The sequence below is a fragment of the Geomicrobium sp. JCM 19038 genome (assembly GCF_000698125.1).
GTDB lineage: Bacteria > Bacillota > Bacilli > Bacillales > Marinococcaceae > Geomicrobium_A.
Genome location: NZ_BAXA01000010.1, coordinates 103939 through 124754 on the forward strand (window position 1 = coordinate 103939; position 20816 = coordinate 124754).

Here is a 20816-nt window from a genome sequence, read left to right on the forward strand (position 1 = left end):
CGTGGCATTTGGAATTAACAAACAAGAACTGATGCAATGGAAAGAACGAGCGAAACAAGGTGAGATTAGTATCTTAACGCACTACTGTTGATGAACGCTTCCCAGGGTGCGATTCTGTAACCAAAGTCGCCTGTTCAGACATTGAGAAATTGCTACAATGGGGGAAGAGCTACGGCTTTCGTCCGGAGTGGGTGCACGAACGGGGAGAATTATCACATTTTGACGTTTTTGGTGATCATCAAAAGCACGTCTTAGAACGTGAAGGATCATAGAGCAATATGAGCGTTTCGTAAATACAAAACCATCGTAAAGGGTGAGTGAATTGAACCAAGCGTCCATTCAACAAGCTTTAGAAGTCGAATCTACGATTGATCCGAAAGAACAATATACGAAAAGAAAGCAATTTGTAAAAGACTACTTATCCAAAACGGGAACGAAGGGCTTTGTTCTTGGCATCTCAGGAGGACAAGACTCGACGTTACTCGGAAAGATGGCGCAAGAGGCCGTTCGTGAAATGCGCGAAGAAACTGGAGATGAATCGTATACGTTTTTAGCATTGCGGTTGCCGTATGGTATTCAGCATGATGAAGATGATGCAGTGCGCGCAGTTGAGTTCATCAACCCAGATCAACTGTTAACGGTGAATGTGAAGCAAGCGGTCGATGCTTCGGTTGCGGCGTTTGAAGAAGCAAATGGCGAGAAGATGAGTGATTTTATTAAAGGGAACACGAAGGCAAGGGAGCGAATGAAAGTGCACTATGACTTCGCTGCGAGTCATCAACTACTCGTCATTGGAACGGATCATGCTGCAGAAGCAATTACAGGGTTCTTTACGAAATTCGGAGACGGAGCGTGTGATTTGACGCCATTGTTCGGCTTAACGAAAAGACAAGGACGTAGCGTTTTACGATGGTTAGATGCGCCGAAAGAAACATATGAAAAAGTGCCAACGGCAGATCTTGAAGACGATCGCCCAGGGTTATCAGACGAAGAAGCACTCGGTTTAACCTATGAGCAGATTGACGATTTCCTTGAAGGAAAACCCGTCACAAAAGACGTTGAGGAGAAGCTCATTTCTCTTTACAAAAAGACAGAACATAAACGCCAAGGTCCTGTAACACCGACGGACACATGGTGGAAACAATTGTAAGTTCGCATTGGGATAGGAGTTGCTTTGATGGGGTGGAAGTATTGGATGCTCTTGGGGCTCGTTTTAATTTTAGGCTTTATGGCTGGAATGTTTTATGGATCGAGCTCTAATACGGTTAACCAAGTAGTAGATGACCATCTACTCACAACCGAAGAGACAGCACAAGTAGGGAGTTTTATCATTTCAATTCATGAAGCCTACTTGGAAGAAACGGAAGATGAAGATTATGTGATCGTGGACGTTTCATTCTTTAATGAATCGGACACAAACACCCAGTTAGCTCCGATGAACTCTTCGGTCATTGACGACGAAGGGTATGAGTATCAACATGATTCATCATTTGGAGACCAACGACTGATGGGAGGACAAATCCGACCAGGAGGTCAACGAAGAGGAACGCTTGCTTATCCAGTGAATGATGTAGAATCATCATTTGAATGGGTCTATTCAAATCATGCAACGGGTCAGCAAGGGGTATGGGATTTAGATCTTGCACCATGACAATCGAGTATAGAAAGAGGATTGAGTGTTCGTATGCCTATTAAGATCCCAAATCAATTACCTGCATCTGAAATCTTACAGCAAGAAAATATCTTTGTCATGAACGAAGCGAGGGCGTATGCACAAGACATTCGTCCTCTTCATATCGTTATCTTAAATTTAATGCCGATAAAAGAAACGACAGAAACCCAGTTGCTTCGTTTGCTCGGGAACTCGCCACTCCAAGTGGAAATTACGTTTCTGCATCCATCATCACATCAATCTAAAAACACGTCAACGAAGCATTTATCGGCGTTTTACAAGACGTTTGAAGAGATTAAAGACGACTATTTTGATGGGATGATCATTACGGGAGCGCCGATTGAGAAACTACCGTTTAAAGAAGTGAATTATTGGGCTGAACTGACTGAAATGATGGATTGGAGCAAAACGCACGTCACATCAACGCTTCACATTTGTTGGGGAGCACAAGCGGCAATGTTTCATCATTATGGCATTGATAAAACGCCACTTGAACGAAAGCAATTCGGGGTGTTTAAACACCGGATTCGTGTTCAGAACAATCCGCTGTTACGCGGGTTTGATGACATTTTTTATGTCCCTCATTCAAGACATACGACTACATCATCCGTTGAACTTGAGCGACACGAAAAGTTGCACATTCTAGCGGATTCAGAGCAGGCCGGAGTTTACCTCATTTCGAATGGAGACGGCAGTCAAGTATTTGTGACGGGTCACGGAGAATACGATGCGGATACGTTAAAAGAGGAATATTTGCGAGATGTGGAAAAAGGGTTAAACACGAAGCTACCGGATGATTATTTTCCGAGTGATGACCTTGATAACGTGCCGCCCTTATTGTGGAGGGCTCATTCACATCTGTTATTTTCGAATTGGTTAAATTATTATGTCTATCAAGAGACGCCATATGAATTGGGCTAATCGATTTCCACTAACTGACGATGATGTGAATTTGCACGTATACCCGTCTACGTCCAAAGAACATGCGAATCGTCACTTCGTTTTAATTCACGGTTTTATGAGTTGGTCGTACAGCTTTAAGCGGCTTATACCGTACTTGAATGAGTACGGCAATATTATGACGTTAGATTTGCCTGGGTTTGGCTTAAGTAATCGGACTGTGCGTTATTACTACTCGTATGAACAATATACGAAGACCGTTCATGATGTCATTCGTGCGAACAGTGAAGACGACGATGAGGTTATTGCCATTGGGCATTCGATGGGAGGTCAAATTGCACTTCGCCTCGTTCAATGGATGCCTGAAGTATCAAAAGCGGTATTACTGTCGAGCTCTGGGAATTTAGCGAAAAGCTCGCTCAAATTAAGAGCGGCGAGTACGTTACCGTTCTTTCATCATTACCTATCGAAGTATGTTCGAGAGAGGGACGTCCATCACGTGTTGCAACAAGTGATTAGCGACAAGCGTTCCATTACAGATGAACAAATCCAAGAGTACGGCCGACCACTTGAGAACGATGCGATGTACCGTACACTCGCGAAGTTCATCCGACAGCGTGAAGGTGATTTAAGCCGGGAGACACTGCATACGATAAAAAAGCCAGTTCTTCTTTTATGGGGAGAAAACGACCGGATCGTGCCGGTCAGCGTTGGGCGGTATTTAGACAAAGAATTACCGAACAGTATGCTTCACGTCTATTCAAATGTCGGTCATTTGTTACCAGAAGAAATTCCAGAAAAGACATCGCAGGCGATTGCTAAATTTCTTGCGTGAAGGAAGTTAGGGGAGATGGCTTATTGACGAACTAGACATCATGATGAACATGGACAAAATATCTCCGAAGTTCCAAGCAATCTTTGTGACAGGCAGCCAAAAAGTTGTCGGGTACGAAGTGTTTCCGTATTACCGAGATGAAGGACAAGAGTATGAGCTCACTTCTTTTCTAAACAACCGGACGATCCCAGAAGAGTATCGTCTGGAAGTGGACCAGCACGTTCGTAGAATTGCTTTTAAAGAGCTTTCAACACTTGCACCAGGAAAGGCCATTTATGTAACAATTCGCCCAGAATTGTATACTGGAACGATTGGGGACAGCCTCGTTGAAGAACTAGAAACACTTAAAGATCAGGTTGTCCTCGGTATTCTGTTAACCGATGAATTCACGAATTGGGCAGATCAAAAGCATTTTACGTATTATTTGCAAATGAGTGGACTGCGTGTGTCGATGAAGCATACGTCCATTAAAGAGATTGCGATGTCTGATATCGTACACGTAAAGCCAGACATTATTGAAATTGATATGAACGACATCGAAGATGACGTTGCGAACGTTCATCGCGAGCTATTACACGTCTATTCGATTGCTGCGAGCAAGATCGGTGCGTCGCTACTGTTTCAAGGGGTTGAAAGCTTTCAGCAACTTACCGATGCGTGGAAACACGGCGCAAGGTTCGTACAAGGGAACTTTCTAGCCATGAAAAAAGAGTCGACAGCTAACAGCGAATCGTATCAAGCAGACTTAGTGAAGCATTTCCGTTCATTCGTCTCGTTTGAGCAAAACCGGATCCAACGCTTGCTAGATTTTACAGTGTATTTAGATCGGCGAGTGTTGAGCGTTCTTGAAGAAGAGAAGACACGCTCGTACGATGATCTTGCGCTTACGATTGGGAAACGGCTCGAAGACGTTTGTTTTCGCGTATACATTGTTAATAACGATGGAGAGCAGCAATCTGCCAATGCAGTGCAATCAGACCAGGCTTGGAAGCTAGATGAAGCGAATCGTTGGCAAAATTGGAGTTGGCGACCGTATTTCTTGGAGAACATTATTCGTATGAATGTTGATGGGAAAGGTGTATTGTCCGTATTGTATAAAGATTTGACGTCAAATGAGCACATTCGTACGTTCTCTTATCCAATTACGACTAGCGAGTATGTTTTTATAGACATTGCCTATCATTATTTGTTTGATCATGATTATGTTCACTAAAAGAGTCATCATTTAGTGGACATTTTCAGTTTTCAGAATTTACCTTGCATTCATTTGTTTTCTAAGCGCTTTTATGATACGATGAACATAGACAAAATTGAGTAGGTGACATATTTTAACTATAAGCCAAGAAAGCTTAGGTGGTAACATGGATAAAGTGTTTATGGATGACGTCCGTGAAAGCCCGGGTGACCACCATCTTGTGCGAACTGCCGAAGACTGTATTGCGATTTTGAAGACAGATTTACCGTTAAATCACTTGTCACTTGATCATGACTTAGGAACAGACCAGAAGAATGGTTTTGAAGTTGTTCAATATATGATTGACCATAGACGATATGCAGAGCGGATTACGGTTCACTCCGCGAATGCCCCTGCTGGTAAGCGAATGTACGATGCGCTAACCGAAGCTAGAAGACAAGGGTCGTTCCCATATCATGTGAAGATTTATCTTCGACCTTTACCTTTAGACTGGAAACAGCATTAAGAAAGACTCCCTGTCTGAGGGAGTCTTTTTTTAGCATTAAGGTCTCGTAATGAAAAAGGTTGCCAACTGTTTAATCATCGGCGTGACTTGTTGGTACGTTTTCATTGCAGTATCGACTGTTGCCATCGTTTTCTGAACGTCAATTTGCCCTTCTTGGTCAACGAACCCGTTCATTAAGCTTTTCATATTCATTTTCTTTTGTTTAGGCATTTGCCTGGGAACCCCATCGATTGAGCTGCACCGTAAGGGTGAGACGTATACTCTGATTGAGGGTAAGGGGGCACAGAAGGTGGATAAGGTCTTGGTGGATACATATACGGCTGCTGATTGGCAAACTGTGGCGGGCGACCTTGAACGTGTTGCGTATTCTTAAACATTCCATCACCACCTTTCGAAGATTAAAGTCTCGTTCTCGTTTGTACTTCTTTACTACATAGCCTATGAAAACGTGTTGTCCATCGTTCAATGGATGACTAAATTTTAACGGAAAAGGACTGAAACGATGTTTATTGCAGATGGTCATTGTGACGCTACGTTGCGTCAATTTGAAGCTGAAACCCCTTCGTTTACAGAAGGGATGACAATTACTGAATCATCATTACGTGAAGGACAAGTGAATATGCAATTGTTTGCACTGTTTGCACCGGTTTATGATGAACGCGCCGATTTATTTGACTCAGTATTGCGACAAGTCGATCACTTTTACAATTTGATCGTATCAAACGAACAAGTAGTATTTGCGCCATGTACACCGCTTACTGAGATGTCAAAAACGAGAGCGATTTTAGCGTTAGAAGGCGCAGATGGTCTCCAAGACGATTGGATGAAATGGCGATTAATGAAGCGCCTTGGTGTAGAAAGTGTTGGGCTTACGTGGAACGAGGGCAATGGGCTTGCCGCTGGTTGTATGGAAGAAAGAGGCCATGGGTTAACGAACAAAGGCCGTGAAGTCGTCACATTTTTACGTAATGAAGGAATGATTGTAGACGGTGCGCATTTACACGATGATAGTTATTTTGAAGCGGCGTCATTAAGTGACTCGTTCTTTGTCAGTCATGCGAATAGTCGCACAATCCACAATCATCCACGTAATCTAACAGAAGAACAGTTACGTGTAATTAAAGAGAAAAACAGCCTTGTCGGCATGACATTCTTCCCGAAATTTATAAATGGTAGTGAAAAAGCGACGTTCGCTGATTTACTTCGTCATATCGACCATATTGCCGGTTCAATTGGAAGTGATTATGTCGGGTTCGGTTCTGACTTTGATGGCATTCCTCAAAGTGTGAGTGGTCTTGAATCGCCTAGAGGCATCCTCGATTTGATCGACTATATGCAAAAGCATTATAAGGAAGACGATGTTCGCAAATTTGCGGGTGAAAATTATCGCAGGTCTATAACGAACACGTCAAACGCAACAAGGACCGCTACCACCGTCAATGATTTGTCACAACTGTCAAAGATAAAGAGAAACTGTCAAAGACGTTGCGTGCATCCCCTGCGTGTGTGATACAATGCGTACAACTGCATGAAAGAAAGGGGATGTCATCTTGAAGAAGAAATGGCTAACAGGAGGCTTTGCACTCATGTTATCGGTTGGACTCGTTGCATGTGGTGATGAAGAGCAAGAGCAAAACGAAGAAACTGATGTTGAGAATGGTGAGGAACAACAAGCTTCTCCTGAAGACGAGATGCCAAATCCTGACTTTAGTGAACTACCAGAAGTCGTCGCTGAAGTAAATGGAACTGAAATTTCAAGAGATCTTTTTGAAGATCAATATATGTTCCAAATGCAACAAATGATGATGTTTGGTATGCCTATGGAAGGCGATGAATTAGACCCTGAACTATCAGAGAATATCGTACAAGGTCTTGTCGGACAAGAGTTGTTAGAGCAAGCAGCTGAAGCTGAAGGTGTCGAAGCGACGGACGACGAAATCGATGAGTACGTCTTGATGCATTATGGACAACCAGGTATGGAAGTCGACGAGATTTACAGTTCAATTGAAGAAGAACAAGGCGTTACAGCAGATGAAGTACGTGACGATCTTAGAACAGCCGTATCCGCTGACATGTACGCAACAAATGAAGCGGATGTTGAAGTAACTGACGAAGAAGTTGAAGAAGCTTACGAGCAAGAAGTTCAACAAATTGAAGAAATGAACGCAATGATGGAAGAACAACAAGAAGAAGCTGATGAAGAAGAAGCGCCAATGCATGAACCACAAGAAGTTCCTGAATTGGAAGAGCTAGAAGATGAGCTTCGCCAAGCATTGCAGCAAGAGAAAGAACAAGAGTATGTTTTCAACACATTAATTCCTGAACTACAAGAAGAAAACGATGTGACGATTCACATTTAAGTTTACGTCAACCAGATGAGCCTAAGCTCATCTGGTTTTTTTATTGGTGTTGAACGTAGGTTTAATCAGCCTATGTGAAAAAAGTTGTAGTATAATCGCGATTTTTGACGAAAAATAGGTTTTGAAAACAATGGATTAGGGAAAAAGTAACTGTCGGTAAAGATATTATTTTTACATAATAGATTCAATTCCAAACCTTCAATCGCGAATTTGATGATTTTCGATGAAATGATCTCTGTTTTGTTCAAAATGGGAGAATGATGGAGCTATCATTAGAATTTAATACGCAGTGTCTGTTTAATTCATATTGAATATCGAATATCGAGTATAGGAACGTTAGAATCCATTTGAGCGAACATGATAAACAGCGTATAGTTTTGGAATATGGTGCAAATAGCATGCACACATTGTCTTGGCCGAATTGGAAATGAAAGTATAGTGATATACTCATAAATTGTTGGAGGGGTGGATGCATTGTCAAAGATTAAAGTTGAGAATCTGACAAAAGTATTCGGTAAGAAGCCGAATCGAGCGCTTTCGCTATTAAGCGAAGATAAATCTAAAGCGGAAATTCTCGAAAAAACAGGGTTAACGGTAGGGGTTAACAAAGCATCATTTGAGGTGCAAGACGGTGAGATCTTCGTTATTATGGGTCTCTCAGGTAGTGGGAAGTCGACACTTGTTCGACTATTAAACCGTCTTATTGAACCGACACAAGGTTCGGTGTACTTGAACGGAAATGACCTTGCGACGGTTGATCAGAAAACATTACGTAACATTCGTCGTAAAGATATGAGTATGGTATTCCAGAAATTTGGCTTATTCCCATTCCGTACGATACTTAGCAACGTAGAATATGGCCTTGAGATTCAAGGAGTAGAGAAGAAGCAGCGTACTGAAAAAGCGATGGAGTCTTTAAAGCTCGTTGGCCTTGAGGGATATGAAAATAAATATCCAGACGAATTATCAGGTGGTATGCAGCAACGTGTTGGACTTGCTCGAGCGTTTGCGAATGATTCGGACGTATTGCTGATGGATGAGGCCTTTTCAGCGCTTGACCCATTAATTCGAAAAGATATGCAAGACGAATTGTTAGATCTACAAGAGACGATGAAGAAGACGATTATTTTCATCACGCATGACCTTGATGAAGCACTTCGAATTGGTGATCGCATTACGATTATGAAAGATGGAAAAATCGTTCAAATTGGAACGCCAGAAGAGATTCTTACAAATCCAGCAGATGAGTATGTTGAGAAATTCGTCGAAGATGTTGATCGTTCGAAAGTGTATACTGCATCCAACGTCATGATGCGTCCGGAAACGGTACAACCCGAACGTGAAGGTCCAAGAGTTGCGTTGCAACGCATGCGTGAAAACGGTATATCGAGTATTTTTGCGGTGAAAAGAAACCGTGAATTGATCGGAATTGTCGATGCGAGTGACGTTCGCAAGCTCGTTGATGAGAAACAAGACGATCTTACGTCTGCCATTAAAAGAGACGCGCTAAAGGTCGTTGAAATGGATACACCGGTAAATGATGTGATTGAACTGACAGCAGAGACGAGCTACCCGATTGCGGTACTTGAAGATGGGAAGCTTAGAGGCATTATCATTCGAAGCTCAATCTTGGCTGCACTTTCTGGAAAAGAGGTGAATCTAGATGACTGAAGCAATTCCTAGAATTCCTCTTGACGAATGGACAAGAAGTGTCGTTGATTGGATGACGAATGCAGACTTTATCTTTGATTCAATTGAACAAGTAATTAGTTGGATACTCCAAGGGCTATACTGGGGAATGGATCTTGTTCCTGCGCTATTATTTATTGCAATTTTAACTGCGGTAACTTACTTTTTTGCAGGCCGTAAAATTGGCCTTACAGCTTTTGTGTTTTTCGGACTATTACTCATCGTGAACCTCGGTTTCTGGGATGATATGATTACGATGTTATCACTCATACTAGCCGCAACGATCCTCTCGATTGTCATCGGTGTTCCGATTGGAATTTGGATGGCGAAGAACAATACAGTTGAAGCGATTGTAAAACCGATTCTAGACTTTATGCAAACGATGCCAGCATTTGTTTACTTGATTCCAGCTGTTGCCTTCTTTGGAATTGGTATGGAGCCAGGTGTTATTGCCTCTGTCATCTTCGGTATGCCACCAACGATTCGTTTGACGAATCTCGGAATTCGCGAAGTTTCGACAGAAGCGATTGAAGCTGCAGATGCATTCGGTTCAACAGGGACTCAAAAACTATTTAAAGTTCAACTTCCAATGGCGAAAACGACGATTATGGCCGGTGTAAATCAGACCATTATGTTATCACTTTCAATGGTCGTTATTGCGTCAATGATCGGTGCAGATGGACTCGGGGACATTGTGTACACCGCGGTTGGACGTAATGATGTCGGTAGTGGTTTTGAGGCAGGACTTGCGATTGTTGTTGTTGCCATTATCCTCGACCGTCTAACAGCAGGATTCGGACTTCGAAAACGTAAATCATAACGAAATCTTCCCTAGCGCTGACAGCGTGTGGGGGGTCAAATTAACGAAAAAAAGATCTAAGGGAGCGTGTATTATGAAGAAGAATTGGCAAAGAATTGGGTTTGCATCAACATTAACACTTGCACTCGTTGCAGCTGGATGTGGCACGGACGACGCAGAAGAGCAAGGCACAGCAGATGAGAACGGTGACACAGAAGCAAGTGAAGACGAAGATGACGCGGATACAGCGGGTACAAACTACGGTGAAGAGTTAGATTACACGATCACAGGAATCGACGCTGGCGCAGGGGTTGTAGCAGCGGCTGAACGTGCGATCGAAGATTACGACCTTGAAGGATGGAACGTACAGACGAGTTCTGGAGCGGCAATGACACAAGAATTGACGAGTGCCATTGAAAATGAAGAGCCAATCATCGTTACAGGGTGGACACCTCACTGGAAATTCGAAGCGTTTGACCTAAAGATCCTCGATGATCCAGAGAACTCATTCGGTGAAGCAGAGAGCATTCACACGATTGTTCGTGAAGGACTTTCAAGTGACATGCCTGAAGCTCATGAGGTGCTTGACAACTTTGCTTGGACAGCAGAAGACATGGATGCAGTTATGTTAGAGATTCATGAAGGAACAGACGAAGTCGAAGCTGCACAAAACTGGATCGATGAAAACCAAGATGTTGTTGACGGTTGGACAGAGGGAATCTCTGAAGTTGATGGAGAAGAAATTCTACTCGCATATGTTGCTTGGGATACTGAAATCGCATCAACTAATGTCGTTGCACTTGTACTTGAGAGCCTAGGTTATGAAGTAAGCATGAGCTCAATGGAAGCAAACATCATGTTTACAGCTGTAGCGAACGGTGATGCTGATGCAATGGTTGCTGCTTGGTTACCGGGAACACATGAAGATTACCACGCACAAATGGAAGATCAGTACGAAGATCTTGGACCGAACCTTGACGGTGAAGCTGCACTTGGATTAACGGTACCTGCATACATGGACATTGATTCAATTGAAGATCTTAAAGAGTAATCATCTCGATAAGCTAAGAAAACATTCATGTTTTCTTAGCTTTTTTTAATAGTTTTTATCGTACTGCCGATATATACAGTAGAGTGTGTATAGGAGGCAGACAAGATGAGTTCCTTTTTTGATGAAACGGATTATGAAAATGAGGATTTAAATGAATTTGAAGTCATGGTTTACCGTGCGAACGCCATTCACTTGGCCATTAACATTTTAAAAATACGAGAAATTATAACGGTGCAACCGATCACACCGACACCGAACCGTCATCATTTTGTTGAAGGCGTGATTCAAGTCCGTGAGGAAACCATTCCAGTGATCGACGTAGGCAAAGTGTTAGACTTACCAACCCAAAACAACGATCAAACGAAAATGATGATCGTAGAGATCAATGAGCTTACGATGGCACTATTCATTGAAGATGTGGACCGAATTGTACGTGTGAACTGGTCAAACGTGCACAATGCCGATGAGATTGCTGCTGGCAGTGAAGCGCAAGCAACAGGAACGTTCATGTTGGAAGACAAATCGATCTTTTTGCTTGATTACGAGAAAATGATTATGGATATTGTGAGTGAATCGTCGCTAAGCGATAACGACACACAGCGCTATGTCAGCGAGCGAGAACAGAAAGTAGTCGTAGCGATCGAAGATTCGAAAACGATGTTAGCTGTGCTTCGTTCACAGCTCATTTCGGCGGGCTATAGAAACGTGCAGTATTTCGATGACGGTCGTAAAGCGTTTGATGCATTGCAACAACTAAACTATTGTGATTTGATCGTGACAGACTTAGAGATGCCTGGGCTTACTGGTCATCAATTAACGAAGTACGTCCGAGACGATCGCAATTATAAAGCGGTTCCGATCGTGTTATTCTCGGCTATAGAAAGCGAGAACGTCGTCGAACGAAATGATGAAGTTGGTGTTAGTGCTCAAGTGACAAAACCGAATTATGAGCAACTCATCCGAGTGATGGACCACCATGCAAACGTAAAAGCTTAATATACAAAAGCGAGTCATTGAACGAGTTGTCGTTCGATGACTCGCTTTTTTTTGATCATACGTGTAATACTGTACTAAAACAGAATTTGAAATAAGGATTAACAGTAGTATAGAAGGGTGTGTAGTGTAGATGATGAGTATAGAAATTCGCACCATATGCTGATGTATAGGCATTTATTCAAATGCGCATAAGAGAAAAAAGAAAAATCCAGAATTGTTATATAAAATCGATAAAAATGGTTGACTGTATTATAACAATATCGTACAATGAGCATACACTATTCCAAAAAGGGAGAGGAAACCTATGGAAAAGACACACCGTTATCAAGAAATGAAAGAAAATAACAAAAACGAATCGATGGAAGCACCTTCTGTTATTCAACAGATTAATGAGTACTATGAGCACGATTTCCAAGCGTAACACTCGTCATACGCCTCGTTGTGTGGTACAATGCTAGTCATGTATTGATTTTACCGCATAAAGGCTAGGTGAAATTTTATGGAAGAAAAAGAGAAGTTGTTTCAAATTGGTGAATCAGTGAAATACGAAGGTGAGATGATGAAGGTCATCGCGGAATATGAGCGGACAATCGTTGCTGAATTCAACCGCTTTCCGATTCCTGAAAAAGAGGAAGAGTTCCCATTTCGTCGAATCGTCATCAAAAAGGGAAACGTACAACGTACGTAACACATCAAAAAACCATCGGTGTAATTACACCGATGGTTTTTTTACGTTAAATGGTATGTTTTTCTTTTAGAGAGCGAATCGTTTCTACAATGGTCGCTTCTGTTCGTGCGTTCAATTGAATCTGTTCCTTCGCATAAGGGAACAGAGGCGCGAAGTCACCGATCATCACAGAATGAATCGCTTTTTGGAACAATGGTAAATCGTTCAAGTCATTGCCGAACATAATGTAATCTTCGGCGCAAACGCTTTGAAACCCAGCTCGCTTGTTTACGTTCTCGCCCGTTAAATCAAAACGAGCTTCATCGCGATAACGATGCCTCGTAATGTTTAATGTCGGAATCTGATCAAGGAGTGGGGTTGGATCGCCGCATTCTAGAACGAGTAGCTTCGAAATGAATTGCAACTCGTCAACAGGGACTTCTTTAGCGTCTTGTAAAACATTAATCATCGGGAGAAATGGATGTTCTTCGTCCCCGGCAATGCTATAGTCCCAATGACCGTCAATTAAGTAGGTTGCATCGATGTCTTTAAGAATGGCTGTTACAGTACGGAACGTTTCGTGATCGATGTCTACATAACGCCTTAGTTTCTGGTTTTCCCAAATGACCGCACCGTTGGCGCCAATTAATCGAACGTCATGCAAACGTTCATCAATAACAGGAAGCATATCACGGATCCCTCTCGCGGATGCAAAGGTAACATCGTGACCGTATTCTTTAAGTGCAACGAGTTCATCAGCTATTAATGTCGACATTTTCTTCCCGTTAAAGACGATCGTTCCGTCCAAATCAAAGATAAATTGCATCGTTACTCTTCTTTCCTTGGAAGTGGAAAGGACGGTGTCTTTAACGTGCTGTAATCACCGGCTAACCGTGCAAGAGGTGAGAGTTCCGCGATATTCGTCTTATAATTGCCTAAATAAACGTCATCATTAACACGTACTCGTTTGACTTTACCGAGTACGAGGTGATCGGTACCGACTTGAATAATATCAGATTTCTCACACTCAAATGCAATCGGAGCCTCTTTAATCGTTGGAGGCTCTACGGTGAGTGAAGAAATTGGTGTTAACTGCGATTCGTTAAATTCATCAATATGTTCTGGATAATGAAGAGACGTTTCATGCATTGCATTTGCTAAGTTCTCAGGTACAACATGGATGACGAACTGTTTTGTTTCTCGTATGTTGGTGAGTGTATCTTTAACCGTGCCGCTCCGCTCTTGGACGCCAGGGCCAACCGAAAATAGTAGGTCGGTGGTTTTCTCGAAGCAACGGTAAAAAAGCTAAAAGGAGCAAGGTTAGAGACTCCGTCTTTTGAACGTGATGAAACCCATGCAATCGGTCTAGGTACGACCGATCCAATCATTAGTTTATACATCTCTTGTGTTGAAAGCTCTGTAGGGTCAAATACATGGCTATCATCTTTAGGCACGACTCAACAACTCCTTTTTATGTAGAAGTAGTTTAAGTGTAGCACATATTGTCCAACTACATGTGGGAGTTACTCTTAAATTTTCCGCCGTGTACTTCTTGTGCATCCATCACCGTAATAAACGCTTCTTTATCAATGTCAAAGACGATCGACTTTAATTTCATTACCTCTAGTCGCGTGACGACGATGTAGAGCACTTCTTTATCAGAGTGAGTAAATGCGCCATAGCCAGGCATCACGGTAAGTGAGCGTCCGAGTCGATGAACAATCTCGGAGCTAAGCTTTTTCTTTTTGTTGCTCACAATCATGACGGCTTTCGTTTCATCAATTCCCTGAATGACCGCATCAATCGTTTTCGAGGCAACAAAGTACGTAATGATGGACAACATTGCTTGTTCAACACCGAATACGAACGCAGCCCACGCAAAGATAAAGATGTTAATAAACATCACGAATTCCCCAACTGAAAAGGGAAGGTTTCTCGTAAGCAAAATGCCAAGAATTTCAGTCCCGTCAAGCGCACCGCCGTGGCGGATCACGATCCCGACACCAGCTCCTAAGATAAACCCACCGAACAACGTTGATACGAGCGGTTCGTGGATAAATGAATCCATGTGTGCAAGTTGTTGCTCGCTAATGGCCATAACAACGATGGCGAATAGCGAAGTTACAAAAAACTGCGGACCGATATGCTTTAATCCAAAAAAAAGAAAAGGTAAGTTAATAATTAAGACGAAAAAACCGAACCCAAGGCCGGTGATTTTAGATAAAATCAGCGCAACGCCGATCACGCCACCATCAATCACCATATTCGGAATTAAAAAGAGTTGGATGGCGATGGCCACAAGGGAAGCGCCGCTTATGACCATCATTGCGCGGTATAGAACGTTCGACACGACGCGTTTTTTTCTACGATAGACCATCAGAGCCCTCCCCGTTTAGCATCTATACTTATACATATCGCTTAAGAGGGACAAACATGCCAATCAGATTTGCTTCGAGGATTTCGCCTCTTTTGAGTGCTGAAGTTTGTATACGGTTTTTTCGTCTGGATAAGGAGGATATAACGGTGCTTGTTGTTTCTTCCTCTTTATGATTCCGACCGTAACCATGACAATCGGTAGCAGTGTACCGACAGTAATGGAATGAGGAACGCTAACATATTGATAGAAGCTTCGTTCTTCAGCGATATTGTTGAAATAATAATCGGCTAAATAAACGAGTAGTACCGCGATTGCTGGAATAAGTGTGCGCATACTTGTTAATTTGAAAAAATGTTTCAAAGCGATGATAATGCAGTGGAAATACAATACTAAGTTGAAATAGATGCAAATAAACCAGACGACAGTAACCGTCGCTTCGACACGCTGAAGAAAGCCTGCGGCGTTAATTTCTTGGGCGAGTGTGAATGCTGGATAATGATCAACCGCAACGAGTTCAGGGGACAGCACTGCAATACATAAGAAGGTTATGATAGTAAGCGTCAAACAACCGAGTGAATAGCCCGTCCAAAGAGCTCTTTCTCCAGCTCTTTTCTTTGCGAGGTATTTCGGGAATACGGTCAATTGAATCACAACATTAGAGACGACGTTTCCAAGAAAGATAGTGAACGCTTCTGTCATGTCAAACATAGAAAAGGTGAAATACGGCTGTAAAAAGCCGATATCAATTAACGGTGAAGTCGTAAAAATGAGAAACAATAGTGGGACAATGAAAAAGACAAAACAAAGCTCCGCTGTTCTTGCGATCGGCTCAATTCCAGAATAAATACCAAAAGCAATAATGCTAATACCAATTGCTGCAATAACGATAAAGGGTGTCGTTGGTAGCGTGTAATTTTGAATGAATGTAACGGAGTACGACGTAATTGCAGGGAAATGAAAAACAGGCAATGATAGGTAGAGTAACGAGAATACAGTTCCGATTGATTTACCGAAAAGCTGATCATTGATTTCATAGATCGTTAAGAGTGGATACCAACGGGCAAGCATCGTAAACAGGAATACGACACCGGCACCAAGTACACTACCGACGATGGGTACGATCCAAGCGTCTTGATGCAAAAACGATGTAAGTGACGTCGCAAGTCCAAGCAGTGCCGTACTACATGTCGCATAGAAAACGAGAAAACCGTATGAACGTGGAGAAACTTGTGCAATGGTTCTCATTTAGCGACGCCTCCTTTGGATGGGTGACGTTTTTTCTTGACGATCGTTGTGATTATCAACGCAAAGGGGATCGTTATCCCAATCATGAGGGAAAGTGTAGAAACGATGTAACGATAATAAAATAAATCCTCTGCAGTATTTGAGAAGGCGAGTACGGTTAGCGTGACCATCAACATGCCGATCGGTAGTGATAACGGTTTGTACGTCTCTAAATTCGAAATTCTGCCAACGCCGTAAATGATCGCTGTTAAGTACACGGTAATCTTAAAGTAAATCGTAATAAACCAAATGACGGTAATTAACACTTCAACGCGTTCAACAAATCCACCGAGCGCAATACGCTGAGCTAAAACGAACGCAGGGTAGTAGGACGTACTCATATAATGTGGACCTAAAACACTCGTACAAAGGAATGTCATGACGAATAAAATAACATTGCCGAAAATATAGCCTGATTTAATGACTTGTACCGCTTTTTTCTTGTCGCCTGCCATTTGTGGAAAGAACGTCAATAAAAAGATCGCGTTAATTGCTGTTATAGAAAAATAAAACAAAAACGCACTAATATAATCTGTAAATGGTTGCTGTAGCATCGGTAAGAGCAGGCTACCATCTGCTTCAGGAATTTTAAGCACGATTAACAGTACGTAAGGTAAGAAAAAGAAGGGCGTTGATAAAATCGCAAACAAACTGTACGTTTCTGTTCCTAAATAAACACCGTAAATGACAACGGTCATCGAAATGGCGAGGATCCATTCGTTTGGCGTTGATACGAGTATATGACTGCTAATAAACCCCGCAGAGTAATTCATCACTGTGAATAACGTAAGGATGGCAAGCAATACGAGCAGGACATTGCTCAACTGCCCGAGTGCTGTACCGAAGGCTGTAATTGTCATGTCAAATAGGTTTTTGTTCGGGTACAACAACCCGAGTTTGCAGATGAGCAACACAAATAAATAACCAACACTCCCGGCGGCAAGCGGGATCATCCACGCATCTTGTTGTACATCGTTCCGAGGATGAGCGGCAAGCTAAGCAGTGAAGTACTACACGTGCTATACATCGTAAGGGCAAATAAACCTGGTGTTGAAACATGTTGATGCATCATAGCCTTATAGTCCTCTCAGTCGTTTTACGAATTTAGTACTGGCAGTGGCGAAGCTCGGAATGTTAACGTCCAGAGCGATGAGTAAACCGAGAATGGTAGCGGCGGTTAAAAAACTATAGAAAAGGACAGTTAGTTTTTTATTCTTGTTCTGTTTTAGTGTGTGCCGTTGCGTGATCCAAATCATGAAGCTTGTGAACACAACAGCTAAGACGTTTCCAATCACCATCTACTTAATCATCCTCAGAAAATGAATTAATAATGTTACCAGTATCTGTGATGTTAATGTTAACTTCATACGTCACTTCAACATTAGGAAACTCTTCATCCCAGTTATCTTCAAGTTGCTCCCACACTTTCGGATGTTTGCGGTGAATCATTTGACCGAACCCTAATACATCCGCTTGATGAGCCTTTGCTTCTTGTACAGTATCTTGTAATTTAGCGACAAACTCTTGTTCTGCTTGTTCTTCAACGAGGTAAAAGTTCTCTTCTTTCGATAAATCAAGATCTTTACAATTCACTTCAGAAATATGCGTGCCAATATCGACGGTCAGGTCAATGATCGGTCTATTGTTTACGATGCGAACATCGTACTTTGTTCGCTCTTTAAAGCTTTCAAGTGCAAATTCTTCTTCTTGGCTGTCCGGGCAAGTGAAACTACCAACGCTGTCTCTAATATCACCAGTAATATAGTTAAGCCCTTTACTTTGGTCTTGATTTAGCCAACCGACGAGCGCGTTGTTGCGGAAGATCGCAAGACCTTCAATAAGTAATGTCGCTGCTGGAGCATTTTTCTCCGCGTTTGCACGGTCTTGACCTTCTTTTAAATCCCCGATGACAGTGACTCCCATTAATGCAGGTTCAATCCCTGGTGCGGTTGCATCTTGATACAAGTCATCTAGTGTAACAATTCGAGTTCCTCCGTACGAGCGAGCACCATATTGTAGAGAATCAAAAATATTCTGCGATGGAACGTTTTCAAGAGGTGTTACGATGCTCATAATTTCTTTAGCACTTTGGTCATCTTTTGCAACTAAAACAAAAAAGTCAGAGCGTACTTCATGATCTCGGTAAAAGAAATCAAGAATGCTCGTAATGCCTTCACGAGCGACTTCCTCACTAATGACGAGTACTTGCAAATGAGAAATGAACGCACGTCTCGGGCTTTTGTTCACATGTTTACGTAACGATTCGTGAATTGTTGGGGCAATTTCAGTCGTATTAAACGACTGAGCGTAACCATTTCCGATTTCTTGAGAAGCAATTTCAGCAGGGTTAATCGATTGCATCGTCAATTCATAATTGTCGTCAGATTTGTCAATTGCCATCCCAGTAATAATAGATAGTTCGTTTAACTCCCACCGATCCCAGCAACCTGAAAGGAGTAAAACGCTCAGTATAACGAGCAAGATAGAAGAAAGTCGTCTCATAAGCATTTTCATTTCACTCCTATTGGTCAGGACTCGGTTTTCGTGTGTGTTGCCGTTCAACGTCTTGGTGATCGGTCGTTTTAGGGCGCTCTTTCATCATCCATTTCGGCAACCGTATGAGTGCATCTTTTTGATCGGAATACACGAATGGCGATAGATCAGACATGTACGGAATACCAAATGACTTTAAACTTGATAAATGAAGCAACATCGCTGTAAAACCGACCGAGATCCCTAACAATCCAAAGGATGCCGCAAGGCCCATAAAGCCAAACCGCAAAATCCGAAACGGACTTGCCATGCTATAACTTGGAAAGACAAAACTTGCGATTGCAGTTAGTGAGACGACGATTACGACCGCTGCAGAGAAGATTCCCGCTTGTACGGCCGCTTGACCGATTACAATTGCCCCAACGATTGAAACGGCCTGTCCGACCGGTTGTGGCATTCGAATTCCGGCTTCTCGTAAAATCTCAAAGGTGATTTCCATAAGGACCGCTTCAATAAAGGTAGGAAACGGCGTTCCTTCACTTTGGGCGGCAAGGTTACCGAGCAGCCTCGTTGGAATTAATTCTTGGTGAAACGTCGTAATGGCAATATAAAGAGAAGGAGCAAGTAAGGCGATAAAGGCAGCGCCGAATCGTAACAGTCGAACGAGTGAAGCGATGTCTGCTCGTTGGGTATGGTCTTCAGCATTGTGAAAAAACTGTACAAAGAGTGCAGGTACGATCAAGACAAATGGTGACCCATCCACGAAGATTGCCGTTTTTCCTTCAAGTAAATGAGACGTAACCGTATCTGGTCGTTCTGAGGAGTAGACGGTTGGAAACGGTGTATACGTAGCGTCTTGAATTAGTTCTTCAATGTTACCATCCTCAAGAATTGAGTCGGTTTCAATTCGGTCCAACCGTTGACGCAGTTCCGTTAGTAAACTTTCATCCGCAACCCCTTCTATGTAGGCGATGTTGATTTTTGTTTTCGTACGTGACCCGATTGTTCGTGGTTCAAAACGTAATTTCTCATCAGGTAATCGACGTCGAACGAGTGATGTGTTTACACGAAGACTCTCGATAAAACCTTCACGAGGACCACGAATGACCGTTTCAGTTAACGGTTCAGTAATCGAACGTTCTGGAATTTTAATAAGAGAGACGCTATAGGCGTCAGTTTGACCATCAATAAAGATAATGACGTGACCCGATAAAAGTTCATTAAGTATACTTGGAATTGAAGAATGAATTTTCGTCGTACCTACTTCGTTGAAATAGGAAAGATAGTTTTCATCTTTGTTGTCTGAGTAGAACTTTGCTCGGCTTAAGATCTTTTCAATCGCTTGACTATCAACGGTCCCATCAACATAAATAAGGGAAGCTTTCGTTTTGTTCGTCGGAAATGTAAAGGAGCGATGAAGAATATCATCACTTTCACCCGTTCTTTTCATAATTTGATGAAAGTTGTTCACGGCGTGAGGAGATATGTGGTCGTGCACGTGTGTGGCAAGGTGTTTGTTTTGCTTATAACGACGACGTAATCGTACACTCATATAGACACGCCTTTCTTTCAAAGTTTTGATCGTATTGTGTGAAAAGGAAAGCTTTTCTATTCGAAGAAAATCATGAACAAAAGAGGCGATCGCATGAAATCGAACTTTTACGAACGAGTGTATACAGTCACTGCAGAAATTCCTGAAGGGAAAGTTGCGACATATGGTCTGATTGCAAGGTGGTTAGGCAAACCTAGAGGTGCAAGAGCTGTCGGATGGGCGTTGCGCGACGTACCAACAGATCTACATATTCCGGCACATCGCGTTATTTATCGGGATGGTTCCCTTGCTGCCAGTGAGGTGTTTGGTGGCTTTGGTATTCAAAAAGAGCGATTAATCGCTGAAGGTGTGCCGTTTAAAGACGACGACCACGTCGATATGAAAGCCGCTGTATGGGAAGGCCCGTTACACGTTGTGGATGAATAGGAGTCTACCATTTGG

The 20816-nt window shown here is 42.5% G+C and carries 25 protein-coding genes; 14 read left to right on the top strand and 11 right to left on the bottom strand.

The annotated features are described in order from the left end of the window. Nucleotides 1–322 precede the first annotated feature (322 nt). The 6 genes from nadE to JCM19038_RS13475 all read left to right on the top strand — a co-directional run bounded on the left by nadE (nucleotide 323) and on the right by JCM19038_RS13475 (nucleotide 5107). Nucleotides 323–1150: an ammonia-dependent NAD(+) synthetase gene (gene nadE / locus JCM19038_RS13450; protein ID WP_042418861.1), complete on the top strand. Its 828-nt coding sequence runs from the start codon at nucleotides 323–325 to the stop codon at nucleotides 1148–1150. Nucleotides 1151–1177: 27 nt separating this feature from the next. Beyond that, nucleotides 1178–1651 carry a DUF4352 domain-containing protein gene (locus JCM19038_RS13455; protein ID WP_042418864.1) on the top strand — a complete coding sequence of 158 codons (474 nt, stop codon included), beginning with the start codon at nucleotides 1178–1180 and terminating at the stop codon, nucleotides 1649–1651. Nucleotides 1652–1684: 33 nt separating this feature from the next. Further along, nucleotides 1685–2593, top strand: coding sequence for a homoserine O-succinyltransferase (gene metA, locus JCM19038_RS13460; RefSeq protein ID WP_042418866.1), 909 nt, complete (start codon nucleotides 1685–1687; stop codon nucleotides 2591–2593). Continuing rightward, nucleotides 2580–3407, top strand: a complete 828-nt coding sequence (locus tag JCM19038_RS13465) for an alpha/beta fold hydrolase (protein ID WP_042418869.1) — start codon at nucleotides 2580–2582, stop codon at nucleotides 3405–3407. The genes metA and JCM19038_RS13465 overlap by 14 nt, the downstream gene beginning before the upstream one ends. A 40-nt stretch (nucleotides 3408–3447) precedes the next feature. Beyond that, entirely contained in the window at nucleotides 3448–4620 is a 1173-nt protein-coding gene (locus JCM19038_RS13470; protein ID WP_042418871.1) for an EAL-associated domain-containing protein, read from the top strand. 148 nt (nucleotides 4621–4768) lie between these two features. Then, on the top strand, nucleotides 4769–5107 hold the full coding sequence (locus JCM19038_RS13475) for a cyclic-phosphate processing receiver domain-containing protein (protein ID WP_042418873.1): 339 nt from the start codon (nucleotides 4769–4771) through the stop codon (nucleotides 5105–5107). A gap of 36 nt (nucleotides 5108–5143) precedes the next feature. Here JCM19038_RS13475 and JCM19038_RS21915 read toward each other — a convergent pair whose 3' ends face one another. Next, complete coding sequence (locus tag JCM19038_RS21915; protein WP_081831797.1) at nucleotides 5144–5317, bottom strand: YppG family protein; 174 nt, start codon at nucleotides 5315–5317, stop codon at nucleotides 5144–5146. Next, a complete protein-coding gene (locus JCM19038_RS22370) occupies nucleotides 5296–5484 on the bottom strand; it encodes a hypothetical protein (RefSeq protein ID WP_152549443.1) in 189 nt (62 codons plus the stop codon). Before JCM19038_RS22370 ends, JCM19038_RS21915 begins: the two co-directional genes overlap by 22 nt. Before the next feature lie 125 nt (nucleotides 5485–5609). On the opposite strand from JCM19038_RS22370, the gene JCM19038_RS13480 reads away from it, so the two are divergent. From JCM19038_RS13480 to JCM19038_RS13510, 7 genes are all read left to right on the top strand, one after another. Next, a complete protein-coding gene (locus tag JCM19038_RS13480; protein WP_042418875.1) occupies nucleotides 5610–6617 on the top strand; it encodes a dipeptidase in 1008 nt (335 codons plus the stop codon). 40 nt (nucleotides 6618–6657) lie between these two features. Beyond that, entirely contained in the window at nucleotides 6658–7467 is an 810-nt protein-coding gene (locus JCM19038_RS13485; RefSeq protein WP_042418877.1) for a SurA N-terminal domain-containing protein, read from the top strand. Between the two features lie 474 nt (nucleotides 7468–7941). Then, nucleotides 7942–9138 carry a glycine betaine/L-proline ABC transporter ATP-binding protein gene (locus JCM19038_RS13490; protein ID WP_042418880.1) on the top strand — a complete coding sequence of 399 codons (1197 nt, stop codon included), beginning with the start codon at nucleotides 7942–7944 and terminating at the stop codon, nucleotides 9136–9138. Then, on the top strand, nucleotides 9131–9976 hold the full coding sequence (locus tag JCM19038_RS13495) for a proline/glycine betaine ABC transporter permease (RefSeq protein ID WP_042360382.1): 846 nt from the start codon (nucleotides 9131–9133) through the stop codon (nucleotides 9974–9976). The genes JCM19038_RS13490 and JCM19038_RS13495 overlap by 8 nt, the downstream gene beginning before the upstream one ends. A gap of 73 nt (nucleotides 9977–10049) precedes the next feature. After that, the gene (locus tag JCM19038_RS13500) at nucleotides 10050–11006 is read left to right on the top strand and encodes a glycine betaine ABC transporter substrate-binding protein (RefSeq protein WP_042418883.1); all 957 of its coding nucleotides are present in this window, start codon (nucleotides 10050–10052) and stop codon (nucleotides 11004–11006) included. A 105-nt stretch (nucleotides 11007–11111) separates the two neighbouring features. After that, on the top strand, nucleotides 11112–12002 hold the full coding sequence (locus JCM19038_RS13505) for a chemotaxis protein CheV (protein ID WP_042418887.1): 891 nt from the start codon (nucleotides 11112–11114) through the stop codon (nucleotides 12000–12002). A gap of 499 nt (nucleotides 12003–12501) precedes the next feature. Beyond that, a complete protein-coding gene (locus JCM19038_RS13510) occupies nucleotides 12502–12690 on the top strand; it encodes a hypothetical protein (protein ID WP_042418889.1) in 189 nt (62 codons plus the stop codon). A gap of 46 nt (nucleotides 12691–12736) precedes the next feature. Here the strand turns inward: JCM19038_RS13510 and JCM19038_RS13515 are convergent, their stop codons facing one another. The 9 genes from JCM19038_RS13515 to JCM19038_RS13550 all read right to left on the bottom strand — a co-directional run bounded on the left by JCM19038_RS13515 (nucleotide 12737) and on the right by JCM19038_RS13550 (nucleotide 20375). Next, the gene (locus JCM19038_RS13515) at nucleotides 12737–13495 is read right to left on the bottom strand and encodes an HAD hydrolase family protein (protein ID WP_042418891.1); all 759 of its coding nucleotides are present in this window, start codon (nucleotides 13493–13495) and stop codon (nucleotides 12737–12739) included. A gap of 2 nt (nucleotides 13496–13497) precedes the next feature. Beyond that, a complete protein-coding gene (locus JCM19038_RS13520; RefSeq protein ID WP_307190036.1) occupies nucleotides 13498–13875 on the bottom strand; it encodes a flavin reductase family protein in 378 nt (125 codons plus the stop codon). A gap of 304 nt (nucleotides 13876–14179) precedes the next feature. Further along, nucleotides 14180–15046: a YitT family protein gene (locus JCM19038_RS13525; RefSeq protein ID WP_042418894.1), complete on the bottom strand. Its 867-nt coding sequence runs from the start codon at nucleotides 15044–15046 to the stop codon at nucleotides 14180–14182. A 63-nt stretch (nucleotides 15047–15109) separates the two neighbouring features. Continuing rightward, on the bottom strand, nucleotides 15110–16291 hold the full coding sequence (locus JCM19038_RS13530) for an endospore germination permease (RefSeq protein ID WP_042418896.1): 1182 nt from the start codon (nucleotides 16289–16291) through the stop codon (nucleotides 15110–15112). After that, a complete protein-coding gene (locus JCM19038_RS13535; RefSeq protein WP_042418900.1) occupies nucleotides 16288–17283 on the bottom strand; it encodes a GerAB/ArcD/ProY family transporter in 996 nt (331 codons plus the stop codon). The genes JCM19038_RS13530 and JCM19038_RS13535 overlap by 4 nt, the downstream gene beginning before the upstream one ends. Further along, complete coding sequence (locus JCM19038_RS24520; RefSeq protein WP_255343384.1) at nucleotides 17280–17402, bottom strand: hypothetical protein; 123 nt, start codon at nucleotides 17400–17402, stop codon at nucleotides 17280–17282. Before JCM19038_RS24520 ends, JCM19038_RS13535 begins: the two co-directional genes overlap by 4 nt. 4 nt (nucleotides 17403–17406) lie before the next feature. Next, nucleotides 17407–17628, bottom strand: a complete 222-nt coding sequence (locus tag JCM19038_RS13540) for a hypothetical protein (RefSeq protein ID WP_042418903.1) — start codon at nucleotides 17626–17628, stop codon at nucleotides 17407–17409. Between the two features lie 4 nt (nucleotides 17629–17632). Continuing rightward, entirely contained in the window at nucleotides 17633–18838 is a 1206-nt protein-coding gene (locus JCM19038_RS13545) for a Ger(x)C family spore germination protein (RefSeq protein ID WP_042418906.1), read from the bottom strand. A gap of 13 nt (nucleotides 18839–18851) precedes the next feature. Continuing rightward, entirely contained in the window at nucleotides 18852–20375 is a 1524-nt protein-coding gene (locus tag JCM19038_RS13550; protein ID WP_081831799.1) for a spore germination protein, read from the bottom strand. 93 nt (nucleotides 20376–20468) lie between these two features. Between JCM19038_RS13550 and JCM19038_RS13555 the strand changes: the two genes are divergently transcribed. Next, nucleotides 20469–20801, top strand: coding sequence for an MGMT family protein (locus JCM19038_RS13555; protein WP_042418908.1), 333 nt, complete (start codon nucleotides 20469–20471; stop codon nucleotides 20799–20801). Nucleotides 20802–20816: the final 15 nt, after the last annotated feature.